The sequence below is a fragment of the Pelomonas dachongensis genome (assembly GCF_043555865.1).
Lineage (GTDB): Bacteria > Pseudomonadota > Gammaproteobacteria > Burkholderiales > Burkholderiaceae_C > Pelomonas > Pelomonas dachongensis.
Genome location: NZ_JBIGHY010000006.1, coordinates 52,114 through 65,886, shown reverse-complemented (window position 1 = coordinate 65,886; position 13,773 = coordinate 52,114). Strand labels below are relative to the sequence as shown.

Annotated in this window: 10 protein-coding genes and 1 pseudogene; 9 read left to right on the top strand and 2 right to left on the bottom strand. The window is 65.8% G+C overall.

Going from position 1 to position 13,773, the window contains the following annotated elements; all coding sequences use genetic code 11:
- Positions 1-2 precede the first annotated feature (2 nt).
- From ACG02S_RS16710 to ACG02S_RS16670, 9 genes and pseudogenes are all read left to right on the top strand, one after another.
- Positions 3-1,046 (top strand): glycoside hydrolase family 43 protein, encoded by a 1,044-nt coding sequence (locus ACG02S_RS16710; protein WP_394471610.1) that lies wholly within the window; start codon positions 3-5, stop codon positions 1,044-1,046.
- Positions 1,043-1,840, top strand: a complete 798-nt coding sequence (locus ACG02S_RS16705) for an alpha/beta hydrolase family protein (protein ID WP_394471609.1) — start codon at positions 1,043-1,045, stop codon at positions 1,838-1,840. The genes ACG02S_RS16710 and ACG02S_RS16705 overlap by 4 nt, the downstream gene beginning before the upstream one ends.
- 238 nt (positions 1,841-2,078) lie before the next feature.
- Positions 2,079-4,210, top strand: a pseudogene (locus tag ACG02S_RS16700) (type I secretion system permease/ATPase).
- A complete protein-coding gene (locus ACG02S_RS16695; protein ID WP_394471608.1) occupies positions 4,207-5,571 on the top strand; it encodes an HlyD family type I secretion periplasmic adaptor subunit in 1,365 nt (454 codons plus the stop codon). The pseudogene ACG02S_RS16700 and the gene ACG02S_RS16695 overlap by 4 nt, the downstream one beginning before the upstream one ends.
- A gap of 98 nt (positions 5,572-5,669) precedes the next feature.
- Positions 5,670-6,194 (top strand): hypothetical protein, encoded by a 525-nt coding sequence (locus tag ACG02S_RS16690; protein ID WP_394471607.1) that lies wholly within the window; start codon positions 5,670-5,672, stop codon positions 6,192-6,194.
- A gap of 569 nt (positions 6,195-6,763) precedes the next feature.
- Positions 6,764-8,455 carry a hypothetical protein gene (locus ACG02S_RS16685; RefSeq protein ID WP_394471606.1) on the top strand — a complete coding sequence of 564 codons (1,692 nt, stop codon included), beginning with the start codon at positions 6,764-6,766 and terminating at the stop codon, positions 8,453-8,455.
- 585 nt (positions 8,456-9,040) lie between these two features.
- Entirely contained in the window at positions 9,041-9,871 is an 831-nt protein-coding gene (locus ACG02S_RS16680; RefSeq protein ID WP_394471605.1) for a hypothetical protein, read from the top strand.
- Positions 9,872-9,992: 121 nt separating this feature from the next.
- A complete protein-coding gene (locus tag ACG02S_RS16675) occupies positions 9,993-11,378 on the top strand; it encodes a pectate lyase family protein (protein WP_394471604.1) in 1,386 nt (461 codons plus the stop codon).
- A gap of 157 nt (positions 11,379-11,535) precedes the next feature.
- A complete protein-coding gene (locus ACG02S_RS16670) occupies positions 11,536-12,282 on the top strand; it encodes a MipA/OmpV family protein (protein ID WP_394471603.1) in 747 nt (248 codons plus the stop codon).
- 46 nt (positions 12,283-12,328) lie between these two features.
- Here the strand turns inward: ACG02S_RS16670 and ACG02S_RS16665 are convergent, their stop codons facing one another.
- A complete protein-coding gene (locus ACG02S_RS16665; RefSeq protein WP_394471602.1) occupies positions 12,329-12,862 on the bottom strand; it encodes a tetratricopeptide repeat protein in 534 nt (177 codons plus the stop codon).
- Between the two features lie 13 nt (positions 12,863-12,875).
- Entirely contained in the window at positions 12,876-13,664 is a 789-nt protein-coding gene (locus ACG02S_RS16660) for a hypothetical protein (protein ID WP_394471601.1), read from the bottom strand.
- Positions 13,665-13,773: the final 109 nt, after the last annotated feature.

Here is a 13,773-nt window from a genome sequence, read left to right as displayed (position 1 = left end):
TCATGACTCCTAACGCATTGACCCGGCGCAGCCTGATCGCTGCCACCCTGCTGGCCCCGGCGCTGCCTGCGCTGGCCCAAGCCCCCGCCGCGCCCGCCCAGGCACCACTGCCCTGGCCCAACCCGCTGATCCCGCAGCGCGCCGACCCGCAGATCCTGCGCCACGGCGACTGGTACTACCTGATGGCCACGGTGCCGGAGTACGACCGCCTGGAGCTGCGCCGCGCCAAGTCCATCGCGGGCCTGGCCACGGCCGAGGCCAAGGTCGTCTGGCGCAAGCACGACAGCGGCCCCATGAGCCGCCACATCTGGGCACCGGAGCTGGCCTTCCTGGACGGCCGCTGGTACATCCACTTCAGCGCCGGCGAAGCCAAGGAGCCGTGGAAGATCCGCATGTGGACGCTGGAGAACACGTCGGCAGACCCCATGCAGGGCACATGGAACGAACGCGGCCAGATCAAGACCGCGTGGGAAAGCTTCACTCTGGACGCCACCGTCTTCGAGCACCGCGGCAAGCGCTACATGGCCTGGGCGCAGAACGACCCGGCCAGCAAGAACCACAGCACCAACATCTATCTGTCGCGCATGAAGAGCCCGACCGAACTGGAAGGCCCGCAGGTGCGGCTCACGCAGCCCGAGTACGCCTGGGAGAAGGTGCGTCACCAGGTCAACGAGGCGCCGGCCGTGCTCATCCACGGCGGTCGTGTCTTCATGACCTACTCCGCGGCCGGCACCGGCGCCGAGTACTGCCTCGGCCTGCTGTGGGCCGACGAGAAAGCCGACCTGCTTGCGCCCGAGAGCTGGCGCAAGTCGCCCGGCCCGGTGTTCAGCACCAGCGCTGAGAACAGTCAGTTCGGCCCTGGTCACAACAGCTTCCTCATCGAGCCCGACGGCACGGTGCTGAACGTCTTCCACGCCCGCAACTACCGGGACATCGTCGGCGACCCGTTGAAGGACACCGGCCGCGCCACGCGCGTGCAGCCATTGAATTTCACCGCCGACGGCATGCCGGACTTCGGCCCGCCGCTGAAGGAGACGCAGCGATGACTGACGTGATTGCATTGACCGAAGGCGCGCCCAACGCGTTTGACGGCGAATCGCCCGACCGCATCTGCCGCCGCCCTACCCGCGCCGAGCTACACGCCTATCTGTCGCCCACGCCGGCGCGGGGCCGCGCGCTCGTCTACGCGGGCGGCGGCTACCTGCAGCTGATGCACGACAAGGAGGGCGTGGAGATCGCGCAGTGGCTCAACACGCTGGGGCTGGATGCCTATGTGCTGGTGCACCGCCTGCCGGGGCAGGACGGCAACGCGTTCGACATCGCGCTGCAGGACGGCCTGAGGGCGCTGAACCACGTCGCCACGCTGCCGCCGCTGCCGCTGCTGCACGTGGGTCTGTCCTCGGGCGGCCACCTGGCCGGCGTGATGTCCTGCCAGCGTGAATGCGCCGGTGCCGTCATCGCCTACGCACCGATCAACGCCAACCACCGCAACCACAAGTTCCCGGTGGGCAAGCCCGACTTCCCGCCGCCCGAGAAGCAGGCCTTCTACGACGCCTGGCCCATCGGCATCGCGGCTGAGCCGCAAGGCCTGCCGAAGTGCCCGGTGTTCCTGGCCTATGCGCTGCACGATCCGATCGTGCCGGTGCAGCATGCGCTCAACCTCATGGTCGCGGCGCAGCAGCACCAGCTGGACGTCGAGGCCCATGTGTTCCCGCAAGCCGAGCACGGCTTTGCGCTGCGCGGGCTCGACGGCACGCACGACCAGTGGCCGGCCCTGGCGGCGCGGTGGATGACCGACAGGCTGAGGCCTTGGCCACCCGGCAATCGATCAAATCCTTGATTGATTGCCCCCCTCTCGAAACCCCTAACGCGCGCACAAGCTGGAGTTATGCGGCGACGCCGCGCATCGACTAGATTTCCCCGGCCCATAACAAGTGAAACGTCGGCCACGCATCAGCAGGCACGGCATCAGGGGGAGACAGCGAGTGCGGACCCACGTCCAACGCAGCGACCAAGGCGGAGGTACGCCTGGCGACGCGCAACCAGATCAGGCGGAACCTCAGCAGCGCCCTTGCGCGCTGCAGGCGCTGTGCGTCGTCGCCCGGCTGCACCACATCGCCGCGGAGCCGCAGTCGCTGCGTCATGAGCTGGGCCTGGGCGACACCGCTGTGGTCAGCCAGCAGGACCTGCTGCTGGCCGCCCAGCGCATCGGCCTTAAGGCCAAGGTGTCACGCAGCACACCCGAGCGGCTGACGCTGGCTCCCCTGCCGGCACTCGCCCGCTTGAACGACGGCCGGCAGGTGGTACTGGCGCAATGCGACGGCCAGCGCGTGCTGTTCATGGACCCGGCCAGCGGCGCGGCTGACGGCAATCAGGCCGCCCGCCCCACCATCGAGCCGCTGGAGAGGTTTGCCACCCAGTGGAGCGGCGAGCTCATCCTCGTCACGAGCCGAGCGTCACTGACCGGCTCGCTCGCTAAGTTCGACTTCTCCTGGTTCGTCCCCAGCATCGTCAAGCACCGCAAGCTGCTGGGCGAGGTGCTGTTGGTGTCGTTGTTCCTCCAGCTATTCGCGCTGGTCTCGCCGCTGTTCTTCCAGGTGGTGATGGACAAGGTGCTGGTGCACCGGGGCGTCACCACGCTCGACGTCATCGTCATGGGCCTCGTAGTGATCATGCTGTTCGAGAGTGTGCTGACCGTGCTGCGCACCTTTGTCCTCAGCCACACCACAAGCCGCATCGATGTAGAGCTGGGCGCCCGGCTGTTCCGCCACCTGTTGAACCTGCCGCTGGCCTATTTTCAGGCTCGGCGTGTGGGCGACTCGGTGGCCCGCGTGCGGGAGCTGGAGAACATCCGCCAGTTCCTGACCGGCAATGCATTGACGCTGGTGCTGGACGTGCTGTTCTCGGTAATCTTCATCGCGGTGATGTTTGCGTACAGCGTGCCGCTGACCCTTATCGTGCTGGCCTCGCTGCCGCTGTACCTCATCCTCAGCCTGACCCTCGTGCCGGTGCTGCGTGGCCGGCTGAAGGAGAAGTTCGCGCGAGGCGCCGAGAACCAGTCGCTGCTGGTGGAAACCGTCACCGGCATCCAGACCGTCAAGGCCAGCGCGCTGGAGCCCAGATGGCGCGCCGCTAGGACGAACAGTTGGCAGCCTACGTCAGTGCGTCGCTGCGCACGCAGACACTGGCTCAGTACGGCCACGAGGGCATCAACCTCATCGGCAAGGTCGTCAACGCGGCCACCCTCTGGTACGGCGCGCAGCTTGTGATAGACAGCGAGCTGACCGTCGGCATGTTCATCGCGTTCAATATGTTTGCCGGTCGAGTGGCGCAGCCCATCATGCGCATCGCGCAGATGTGGACGGACTTCCAGCAAACCGGCCTGTCCATGGAGCGGCTGGGCGACATCCTGAACACCCGCACCGAGCTGCCGCCGCAAAGCGTCAGCCCCTTGCCCCGCCTGCAAGGTCGGGTGACGCTGGACAACCTGACCTTCCGCTACCGCCCAGACGCACAGCCCGTGCTGCACAGCGTGCGCCTGGACGTGAAGCCCGGCGAGGTCATCGGCATCGTCGGTCGCAGCGGCTCGGGCAAGAGCACGTTGACCAAGCTGATCCAGCGCTTGTACGTGCCCGAGAACGGGCGCGTGATAGTGGACGGGCACGATGTAGCGCTCATCGACGCCGCCCAGCTGCGCCGCCAGGTGGGCGTGGTGCTGCAGGAGAACATGCTCTTCAACCGCAGCGTGCGCGAGAACATCGCCATCGCTGACCCGGCCGCGCCGCTGGAGGCCGTGATGCAGGCCGCCAGGCTGGCAGGCGCCCACGAGTTCATCACCGAGCTGCCGCAGGGCTACGACACCACCGTCGGCGAGCAGGGCAGCAGCCTCTCCGGCGGCCAGCGCCAGCGAATCGCCATCGCCCGGGCACTGTTCAGCCAGCCCCGCATCCTGATCTTCGACGAGGCCACCAGCGCGCTGGACTACGAGAGCGAAGCCATCATCCAGAAGAACATGCGCGCCATCTGCCGAGGCCGCACGGTCTTCATCATTGCCCACCGGCTGAGCGCAGTGCGGCATGCAAACCGCATCATTGCGATGGACAAAGGGCGCATTGTGGAAATGGGCAGCCACGACGAGTTGCTGGCCAAGACGAGCGGGCTCTATGCGCACCTGTCGCGCATGCAGGCGGGGTACGAGGTGACGGCATGACCACCATGACCCCACCCCAACGGCCTACAGCCGGCGAAGTACCGCGCCACCCGGCGATCGAGCTGCTGGCCCGCTACCGCACCATCTTCGAGGCCGCCTGGGACCGCCGTGACGAACTGGCCGGCGCCCGGCGCATGCAGGACGAACAAGCCTTCTTGCCAGCGTCCATCGCACTGCAGGAGACCCCGCCGCACCCCGCCCCCCGCCGGGCCATCCTCGCCATCTGCAGCTTCTTCACGATCGCGCTGCTGTGGGCCTGCCTCGGCCACATCGACATCGTCGCCGTGGCGCAGGGCCGCCTCCTCGTCAGCCAGCGGAGCAAGACGATTCAGCCGCTGGAGACCAGCGTCGTCAAGGCCATCCATGTGAGGGACGGCGACAAGGTGAAGGCGGGCGACCTGCTGGTGGAACTGGACGGCACGCTCACGGCGGCCGACAGCGCGCGGGTGGGCGAGGAGCGCAGCGCCGCAAGCTCAGAGGCGCTGCGGAGCCAGGCGCTGCTGACCGCGCTGGCCCGGGGCGGCGTACCCAACCTGGCCGCCTCGCCTTTGCAGGCCTTGGGCGCGACCGACCATGCCAGCATCCAGACGCAGCTGCAAAACGAATGGGCCGACATCAACGCCAGGCTGGCCAAGTTCGCGGCCGAGGCCGCCCGGCGCCAGGCCGAGATCGCGACCGCAGAGCAGTTCGTGGGAAAGCTGCAAACGACGCTGCCGCTGGCGCAGGCGCGCGAGAAGGACTTCCGGTCGCTCATGGAGCAGGGCTTTGTCACCAGCCATGCCGGCCAGGACCGCACGCGCGAGCGCATCGAGATGGAGCGCGACCTGGCCATGGCCCAGGCCCGACTGCAGGAAGCCAAGGCCGCGCTGACGGAAACGGAGCAGGGCTTGAACGCCTACCGCGCCGAGACGCTGCGCGGCCTGAAGGACCGCGAGACGCAGGCCGGGCTCAAGTCACGTCAGCTGGCCGAGGAAGCCACGAAGGCCGACAAGCGCAATGCGCTGACCCGGCTGACCGCACCCGTGGCCGGCACGGTGCAGCAGCTGGCCGTCCACACCTCGGGCGGCGTGGTCACGCCCGCCCAGCTGCTGCTGGTGCTGGTGCCCGACGACGGCGCGATCATGGCCGAGGTGGTGCTGGAGAACAAGGACATCGGCTTTGTGCAACCCGGGCAGAGCGCGACGGTCAAGCTGGAGACCTTCCCGTACACGCGCTACGGCACGGTGCAGGCCACGGTGAGCAGCACAGCGGCCGACGCAGTGCAGGACGAGAAGCGCGGCGCAATTTTTCCGGTGGGTTTGGTGCTGGGGAGTCTGGCATCAGCGTGGAGGGCAGACGCGTCAGGCTGGTGCCGGGGATGACTATCACCGCTGAAATCATGACCGGCAAGCGGCGGATTACGGACTACCTGCTGAGTCCGGTTCAGCGGCATTTGAACGAGAGCATGAAGGAGAGATAAATGACGATTCGATCATTATTTTCAACGCTAAGAAACTCCATCTGGATTTTGTTAATTTCGGTGGTGGCGGGATGCGCAAGCAGCCCGAGCCAAGTGGCGCAAGGCTTCTCTTGCGACATGTGGTATGACGGGTGGGGAGAGAAAGTTGCACTTCTTGAATATAGCTACGGCGACGAAATACCATCACTGCATAAAAAATCACAAAATGAAACCGGCCTCGGGTGCGCAGGACTAGTGTGGTCCCCGATGCCAACAGCAAGCTTTCTCTATGTCAAATGGCGCATTAGATCCACAAACGAGATCGTTGAAGAACGGGTCGATCTGCGCGGACGCCTACCATACAACATGAAAGACCATGAAGTAACTTTCGTGCTCGACGGGCGACAACTTTATGTCTATCTAGTAACACCAAAAAAAATAACCACAAATCTCCCACAGGCACCACTAAGAACATGGCGCTCCCGCCACCAAGTGACCTATGAAATTTACCCCAACAACGATCTTAAAACTCAGGAGAGGAAATAATGGGGAAGAGCACCACAGGCACTCTTACGACAGCCGAAATGCAGGGCGTCGTACAAGCACGGAACGCAATGTCCGTTGTCCGCAGTTGGCGCCGGCACTGCAACTACGGCAAAATTCAACTATGTCGCAGCCTTCTACGGGACCAATAACGACAGAAACAATATCCCGGCAGGAGAACTTAAAACAAATGTCGCAAACCTCGCCGATCAAGTGGATGCAGCAACAGCAACAAATCAGACACTAAGGCTTGGCTACTTCAAAGGCGTCGGAACGGGGGGGATGAAGGCGGATTTCTGCAAGCTTCAATCCGCCCAACCAAAGCTATCACCACGATAGCCGAGAAGGCGTTCGATTCCTTTAAACAAAACGTTCGCAACTATTACGAAAATCTAAATAACAAAAGTGACTTTAAGCCAGAGGACATAACGGCTTCCATCACTTGCTTCAGTCGCGGTTGTCCGGCTGGCCTTGAGTTTGCATGGATGATCAACGACAGAGGCATAACTAATGCCGACGGTACCGTCCTAGCACAACCAGGGAGCATAAAAATTTCCGGGGGGTTCGCGATGATGGACCCTGTCAATCGTTTAGTTGATGAAAGTCGTGGCATCCCGCCAAACGTTACAACCTCAGTCCTCGTGGCCTATGCGATCGACGAAACACGCACCGATTTTCGGCCAATGGACTTCAGCAACGATCCACGAGTCACCGCTATGTGGATGCGTGGGAACCATTGCGGCATTGGCGGCGGCTACGACCTCAATGGCACCTCTGCTGCGGTGCTGGAAGGAATAACGGGCTATTTCCAGAACTTGGGGACGGCACTGGGCGCCGTGCCCGACCAGCTCAAGTTCAACCCGAACGCGCTCGCAACACTCTATACAGAAGAATTCCAGGTCGCCCGCAATGGGACGGTGGTTGAAGATATTGAGACAGGGATCCAGAAGAGAGAATGGCGTGTGGACACCGGCCCTCGAAAAATGATCAGCATGCCCGCCCCTTCGGCGACGAACCCGCTTACGAGCAGTTATTTCCAGGATCGCTACGAGGAGGAGGACATCACTCAGGCCATGGACCGTGTAGCAAACCTGACCGAAGCCGATGTTCGTGAAATCGCGGCTTACGAAGGACTAGCGCCGCTGATGGCCGGCGCCGCGCTGAACCTAAATTTCAGCGACTTCGGCTCGGAAGTGATTTCAGCGGACGAATACACCATTTCTGTGCCATCGCTTGCGAACATGGTTCGAGCTGGCATGACGGTGCAAGAGGCTGTGACCTCCACACTGATGGGGCAGCTCGGCACATCGCTGATGGCCAGTGGTTTTTTCGGTCAGGGAGCGGAGTTTGACTCCGCAAGCTTCAACAATGCCATTGACAGCGACAATCTGTCGGGCTTCATGGATGGTTTGTCGCAACTGGAGGCGAGAAACTACTTTTCACAGTACTACATCCAGGAAAGCCTGGGACTCGACGTTCCGATTGTCAACGCACTGGGGGAAGACTTGACCGCAATGCTCAACGAGTTGATCCCAGGCACCGTCGAGAGTTTTATCGATTCAGTAGATGGAGCAATCGGAGCGCTCGCAGGCGGACTCCGCGAATCGATGGACGTAGACAAGTCCGGGCTGATGCTGAATGGATCGCGTGACCCGGACAGCCCCTACAGAGCTCAAATAACAGCGGAATTCAAGTACCTTCCCCGAGAGATCATGCTTGCAATGGCCGACCCTTTCGAGACCGACTATTTTCCAAGCGCTGACGTCCTGGCACTCGACGAGCAAGATGACTCTGAATATCCCGCACCATGGGACTATCGCGTTTACATCGATGGCGTTATCCGCGACGTCGGCGCGGTGCCCGCCCATGAGCCATGGTCGCACAAGCGGTATGCACCCGGGCCCGACCCGATCAACAGGCTGACGGTTTTCGTCAATGGCGAGCTCTACATTGATGAATACTATGACCTGTCGGACTATCCCGTCTCTGCTATTGGTGCTGAAGCGGTATTTAGTTGGCATTGGAAGCATGCGGGCAACTGGTGGGATTTCGAGCCGCCGCCTCTTTACTACCAGCCCCGCACGTCCTCGAACTTCAGTGTCGAGGCGATCCTCGATACCGAGGGCGAACTGGCAGTTCCCAGCCCGACGCAATCCAGCGCCACCCAGCTGGTACAAGCGATGAGTGAAATGGGGTCGGCTGGCACAGCACCGAGCTTCAACATCGTGCGCCGGGACGAACCGCTCTTACTCGCCACCAATTGAGGCTCGCAGCGCGGTGAACTTGCGGGCTGATCTCGCCGTTAAGCGCGGGCTGGGCAGCACGCTCACGGCGGCGGCCGAAAGCACACGGGTGGCGAGGAGCGCGGCGCCGCAGCCGGCGGGGCGCGGTCGGCGCCGCATGGGGCGAGTTGCGCCCGCACAGCGCCGCGGAGCCAAGACCACTGCCCGCCCGGCAAGCCCGACTTCCCGCCGCCCGAGAAGCAGGCCTTCTACGACGCCTGGCCCATCGGCATCGCCAGCCAGCCGCACGGCCTGCCGAAGTGTCCGGTGTTCCTGGCCTACGCACTGCACGCCCCCATCGTTCCCATCCAGTACGCGCTCAACCTCATCGTCGCGGCGCAGCAGCACCATCTGGACGTCGAGGCCCGTCGAGGCCCATGTGTTCGCGCAAGCCGAGCACGGCTTTGCGCTGCGCGGGCTCGACGGCACGCACGACCAGTGGCCGGCCCTGGCGGCGCGGTGGATGACCGACAGGCTGAGGCCTTGACGCGTGAGCAAGCGCAACTCCCGAATGAAACGCGCGGACTTCGCCTAATCTCCGCGCCTCTTCAGGGCAATGAACCTTCCATGCTGCCAACCATCACCACCTGGGGCGACTACCGCGCCAAGTCCCGCGAATTCGATGCCGTTCTGGAGCACGCCAAGGCGGTGGCCGCCGCGCTCGACGGGCTGCAGCCCATCACGCCGAATGCCGCGCACGGCGGGCGCATCTTCGTCAAGCTGCTGTCCCACTGCATCGCGCTGCGCGAGCTGGCGGGCAGCGTCAGCGCAACGCCGTCAGGCGGGCTGTGGCTGGTGGCGTCCATGAGTGCCGTGGCGCGCAGCGTCGTGGAGGCCTTCGATGCCTTCGAGTACGTGGCCGGGCACGACGTGAGCAGCGCCGAACGCGACTTCCGCATCCGGCTGTGGGAGCTGCATGACCTGACACGGCGGATGAAGATGCAGGACGGCACGGACCTCCAGGCGGAAGGCCACCGGCGGCGCACCGCGCTGGAACATCACCAGTTCCTGCCGTCGCTGCGGCCGGAGCTGCGCGGGGAGCTGCTACAGCGCATCGCCAAGGGCGAGCCGCCCGCTTTCCATCTGAGCCAGCGGCAGCGCTGCGCGCACAGCGGCGTGGACGCGGCATGGCACGGGCGCATCACGATGACGCTGTCGCAGCACGCGCACACGCTGCCGTCGTCGGTCGGCCAGCTGTTCGAGCTACGGACGGATTCACCCGAGGCGCCGCGGCTGGTGGCGACGCCTTTGCTGGCGGCGCTGCCCTTCCTGGCACGCACGACGCAGGCCGTGGCGCTGCTGATGCCCAGTCGCGCACCGTCCCCGCCCAGCCGCACCGGACGCACGATGGCAACCTGGCGCGCACTTGCCGCCAACGGCGCGTGGGCGGCCGATTGAGGCGCTCCAGGCGCCCTCGCGTCATGTCCGCGACCGCCTTTGGCAGCGGCTGCCGTTGATGCAGGCCGTCGCGCGCCAGGGCGTTCGCAACCTACTCCCGCCGTATCCATAGATCCCGCCCATGCGAACAACGATCTCCCTCGCCGCCGCCCTGCTGCTTGCTGCGTGCACGACCCCGGTACAGCCGCCTACGGCTGCGCTACTGCCGGCCTTCCCGGGCGCCGAGGGCGAAGGCGCCATCTCGCAGGGGGGCCGCGGCGGCCGCACGATCTATGTGACCACGCTGGCCGACCACGGCCACGGCTCGCTGCGCGCCGCGGTGGAGGCGCAGGGGCCGCGCACCGTCGTGTTCGCGGTGTCGGGCACTATCGCGCTGTCCAAGCCGCTGCACGTCACCCACGGCCGCATCACCATCGCGGGCCAGACGGCCCCCGGCGACGGCATCACGCTGCGCGACCACCCGCTGATGATCGACGCCGACGACGTCGTCGTGCGCTTCATCCGATCGCGCCTGGGTGATGCGGCCAACGCGGACGCCGACGCCATCTCCGTGGGTTCTGGCCAGCGCATCATCCTGGACCACGTGTCCACCAGTTGGTCCAGCGACGAGTCGCTGTCCGTCTCGGTCGCTCGCGCCGACCTGAGTCGCCCCGCCTACCAGCACGTCACCGTGCAGTGGAGCCTCATCGGCGAATCGCTGAACTGCAACACCGCCAAGCAGCGCGCCTGCCACGGTTTCGGCAGCCTGCTGCGCGGCGCGCGCGGCACCCGGCTGTCCCTGCACCACAACCTTTGGGCCCACCACCAGGACCGTATGCCGCGCCCCGGCAACTACCTGAGCCCCGAGGCCGACCCCATCGGCGGCTTCTACGACCTGCGCGCCAACGTCTTCTACAACTGGGCCACCGAACGCGCCGGCTACAACCTGGACCGCGGCGGCGAGCGCGCCAGCTACAACTTCGTCGGCAACGTCTACCTGCGCGGGCCCAGCTCCAAAGGGGCCTTCGCGTTCGAGGAAAGCAACCCCGGCGCACGCGCCTTCTTCGCCGGCAACAGGATGGACGGCCAGGTGCCCGCCGACCCATGGACGCTGGTGCGCGCGCACGCTAAGAACCTGCCAGCCGGCCTGCCAGCGGGCTACAAGCTGGCGGCGGCCCTGCCCTTCGCGCCGGTCACGGTGGATGCCCCCGACCAGACGCTGGAGCGCGTGCTGGCCGGCGTGGGCGCCTCGCTGGTGCGCGACGCGGTAGATCAGCGCCTCGTCGAAGACGTGCGCCAGCGCCGCGGCGGGCTCATCAACAGCCAGACCGAGGTGGGCGGCTGGCCCGAGCTGAAGAGCAAGCCGGCGCCGCTGGACAGCGACCGTGACGGCATGCCCGACGCCTGGGAGGTGGCGCACGGGCTGAACCCGCGCGACCCCGGCGACGCCAAAGCCATCGACCCCGCCAGCGGCTACACGCAGCTCGAGCGCTACCTGAACGGGCTGGTGGTGCACATCATTCGTTGACACGCCCAGCGGGCCATACGACACGCGTCCCGTTAGAGATCCAAACGGGGCGGACTGCGTATAACGGTCTCGGCAGGGCCGACGTCGCTCGTTCATCATGGCGCTGAGTCAGTCTGCGCAGCCGGTGCAGCGCTCCCACTCAAGCAAGGAAGTCTCGATGCAAGCCCATGTCCTTCGTCTCGCAGCAGCGCTGGCGGTCTCCTCACCGGCCCTGGCCCAGAACGGCCCGCCCACCTCGCTGACCCTCGTCGGCATCGGTGCCGGCGCCACGCTGGAGCCCTACCGCGGCGTGGACACCAAGGCGCGCGTGCTGCCGCTGCTGGTCTACGAGAACGACTGGGTGTCCGTCGCCCTGCCGAGCATCAGCCTGAAGCTGGGCAGCACGGGCCCGGTGAAGTACCGGCTGCTGACGCGCTACGCGTTCGATGGCTACGAGGCCAAGGACTCCGACTTCCTGCGCGGGATGGACCGCCGCAAGGAAAGCCTGTGGCTGGGCGGCGCGGCCATCTGGGCCACCGGCATGGGCGAGCTGTCGCTGAAGCTGCAGGGCGACACGCTGGGGCACAGCAAGGGACTCATCGCGTCGCTGGACTTCGAGAGGCGCCTGGACTTCGGCGCGCTGGCCGTCACGCCGCGCCTGGGCGTGCGCCACGTGGACCGCAAATACGTCGACTACTACTTCGGCGTGAAACCCAGCGAGGCCCTTCCTGACCGGCCGACCTATCAGGGCAGGTCCGCGCTGCAGACCGAGGGCGGCCTGCGCTTCACCTACGCCACCAATCGCAACGAGTCGCTGTTCATGGACGTGTCGGGCCGCCTGCTGGGCAGCGCGGTGGAGGACAGCCCACTGGTGGAGCGGCGCTACCAGGCGAGCCTGTTTGCGGGGTGGCTGTACCGGTTCTGAAGCATGGCGGCTGCACGGTCAGCCGCTTGCCGCCAGGGCCGATGCATCAGCGGCGCAACACCGCTGCCAGCCTCTCGGCGATCTGTGCCCGCTTTGCCTCCGAGCCGGCCTGCGCGACCGCATGTTCGGCAGCCCTCCTGGCATCGTCTGTTCGGCCCGCCGCTGACAGTGCCTCGGCTTGCGTCATGTGGAGCAGCCAGTCATCGGACAAGACTGCCAACGAGGGCGCCAGCACTTCCAGTGCGCGCTCAGCCTGACCCTGGCGCACCAGCCTGTCCGCCAGGAAGTGACGCGCGATCTTCACGGCGGGCGCGGCATCACTCGCCCCACCTCGGGCCTGTTCGGCGCCCAGCGCCAGTTCGGACTCGGCAACAGCTTCATCCAACTGGCCCCAAGCGTCCAGCACGCCGGCCCGTTGGGCATGCAGGTCGGCCCCGGCAGGCAGGCCGCTTTCGCGGACGAGCGTGATGGCTGCGGCATAGCCTGCTGCCGCCTCGGCCAGCCGCGCTTGCCCCCAGTGCGCAAAGGCCTGGCGGGCCAGTGCGTTGATCTGGTCGTAGTCGATCGTCGGGTCGTTCATCGGGTGCTGTGGTTCACAGACCGCCGGCTTTGGCCGGATCCGCCTTGCAGCGGCTCTGGATCTCGGCCGAGATCCGCGCCACTTCCACCGGGTCGGCCTCGGGCGGCGGGTTGAAGGTCGCCAGCATGCCTTCGATGGCGGCTTGGCGCTTCGGGTCACCCTCAGACTGGCGCCGCACGGCCTCCAAACCCTGGCCGAGCAATAGGCGTTGCTGATCGCGCAAGGCCCCGATGTCGTTGGGTGTCAACAGTTGAGGATCCCGGCGGGCCAGGCTGCTCAGCACGCTTTGCGAGGTGCGGTCGCAGTCCCAGGCGTCGCGACGCAACGCCGGGACGACGCCGGGCTCGTCCGCCAGCGTGAAGTTCTTTCCCAAGGCCCGCACCAGGCCTGCAGCCGCGCCCTTGTCGCCCTCGGCCAGGCTGCGGCGAAGCAGCGGGACCAGCTGGGCGCGAGAGGCCGCGTCGACGGCCTGGCACGAAGCGTCCAGCTGATGCTGGACGTTTCTCATGGTGCTGGCCATGGCCTCGGGCAAGCGGCGGATGAATTCCTCCCGCGACTTGCGCTGCCGCTCTGGGTCGCGCTCCAGCGCCAGGCAGCGTTGGATGTGCCGCGCGGCCTCCCCGGCCTTGCCAGGCTGATCGCTACTGATGGCGAGCTGAATGTCGCGCTGCATGCGCGATACGTCCAAAGACGGAACTCGCAAGGCGGCAGATGCGGGCATCGCGGCAATGGCAACGGCAGGCATCGAAGCGGCGGCCACCGCGGCAGGAGGCACCGGGTCTACCGGGACGACCGACACCATGGGCGGCGCTGGCTTGGGCGCTGGGGCCGGCTGCGGCGCTGCCGCGTCATCGCCACGCCAGCCAACTGCAGCGAAAACGATGGCACCGACACAGGCGATGCCGCCCAGC

What these genes read in the sequence shown, in the direction of transcription:
- ACG02S_RS16690 (WP_394471607.1), top strand. Translation starts at nt 5,670, where the DNA reads ATGACGATTCGATCATTATTTTCAACGCTAAGAAACTCCATCTGGATT.
- ACG02S_RS16695 (WP_394471608.1), top strand. Translation starts at nt 4,207, where the DNA reads ATGACCACCATGACCCCACCCCAACGGCCTACAGCCGGCGAAGTACCG.
- ACG02S_RS16670 (WP_394471603.1), top strand. Translation starts at nt 11,536, where the DNA reads ATGCAAGCCCATGTCCTTCGTCTCGCAGCAGCGCTGGCGGTCTCCTCA.
- ACG02S_RS16665 (WP_394471602.1), bottom strand. Translation starts at nt 12,862, where the DNA reads ATGAACGACCCGACGATCGACTACGACCAGATCAACGCACTGGCCCGC.
- ACG02S_RS16660 (WP_394471601.1), bottom strand. Translation starts at nt 13,664, where the DNA reads ATGGTGTCGGTCGTCCCGGTAGACCCGGTGCCTCCTGCCGCGGTGGCC.
- ACG02S_RS16685 (WP_394471606.1), top strand. Translation starts at nt 6,764, where the DNA reads ATGGACCCTGTCAATCGTTTAGTTGATGAAAGTCGTGGCATCCCGCCA.
- ACG02S_RS16675 (WP_394471604.1), top strand. Translation starts at nt 9,993, where the DNA reads ATGCGAACAACGATCTCCCTCGCCGCCGCCCTGCTGCTTGCTGCGTGC.
- ACG02S_RS16710 (WP_394471610.1), top strand. Translation starts at nt 3, where the DNA reads ATGACTCCTAACGCATTGACCCGGCGCAGCCTGATCGCTGCCACCCTG.
- ACG02S_RS16680 (WP_394471605.1), top strand. Translation starts at nt 9,041, where the DNA reads ATGCTGCCAACCATCACCACCTGGGGCGACTACCGCGCCAAGTCCCGC.
- ACG02S_RS16705 (WP_394471609.1), top strand. Translation starts at nt 1,043, where the DNA reads ATGACTGACGTGATTGCATTGACCGAAGGCGCGCCCAACGCGTTTGAC.